This is a genomic window from Pseudomonas uvaldensis (assembly GCF_021271205.1).
In the GTDB taxonomy this organism is placed as follows: domain Bacteria; phylum Pseudomonadota; class Gammaproteobacteria; order Pseudomonadales; family Pseudomonadaceae; genus Aquipseudomonas; species Aquipseudomonas uvaldensis.
Window position 1 is genome coordinate 1 of sequence record NZ_JAIWKS010000037.1, and the last position, 1,071, is coordinate 1,071.

General features: G+C 64.9%; 1 protein-coding gene. It reads right to left on the reverse strand.

Translation table 11 applies throughout. From position 1 onward, the window contains the following. Positions 1 to 1,071 (reverse strand): RHS domain-containing protein (locus LCU97_RS26465; protein WP_232778209.1); only part of this gene is annotated, 1,071 nt, incomplete at both ends.

A 1,071-nucleotide genomic window follows, 5' to 3' on the forward strand; every position in this document is an offset into this window, starting at 1 on the left:
GCGTTCGCCGCCGCCGTGTTGGATCTCGCGGACTTTGCCGTAGCCGTGGTAGCGCGCCGACCAGACGATCTGGCCGCCGTAGTTGGTCAGTTCCTGGGGCGTGCCCAGGTGGTCGAGGTGGTAGTAGAACGGGCAGGTGTTCAGGCCTTTGCCGTCGAGCATTACCAAGGGGCGGAAGGTGCCCGGTTCGTAGAGGTAGCTGCGGTGGTGGCGTTTGCTGCTTTCGGCGACGAGTTGGTCGCCCTGCCAGAAAAATTCCGTGGTCAAGCCATCCACGGTCTTGCTGATGCGTCGGCCGAAGGCATCGTAGCGGTAGGACGTTTCGCGACCATCCGCTGAGGTGACGCCGATCAGGCGGTGTTGGCAGTCGTAGCGGTATTCGGTGATCAGGGCCTGGACCGTGCCCCGGCGTTCGCGGATCAGGTTGCCGAAGGCGTCGTAGTTGTAATGGCGGTCGCCCTCCATCAGCAGACGATTGCCCTTGAGGGTGGTCGGGCCGGGGCGGTCCTGCATCAGCAGGTTGCCGGCCGGGTCGTGGGCGAAGTGTTCCGGGGGTTCGGTGTGGGAAGGGCCGATGCGGATCAGGCGATCCAGTTCGTCGTACTGGTAACCGCGTCGCCCCCGCTGGCTGTCGGTAATCGCTTCGAGATTGCCCTTGGCGCTGTAGGCATAATCGCGCCAGAACTGTGACTGCTGGTTTTGCAGCACGGTGTGGGCCTTGAGGCGGCCCTGTTCATCGTGGTCGTACTGGCTGAGCAGCAGGCCTTGCTGGCGTTGCCGTTCGCGGCCGGCCTGGTAGCGGTGTTCGGTGAGGCGTGCGCCGTTCAGGTCGATGGCGGTGAGCGCGCCACCCTCGGCGTGGTGGTAGTCGAGCTGACTGTTGTCCGGCAGGCGCAGGTGGTTGAGGCGTCCGCAGGCGTCGTAGCCATAGCGCAAGGTGCCCCAGCCCTGGTGTTCGGTGATGAGCCGGTCCTGGGCGTCGTATTCGAAGGCCAGGGGATGGTCGGTGCCGTCGTTGACGTCCACCAACCGCCCCAATCCGTCGTAGCGGTACGTGATCGTCTGGCCGTC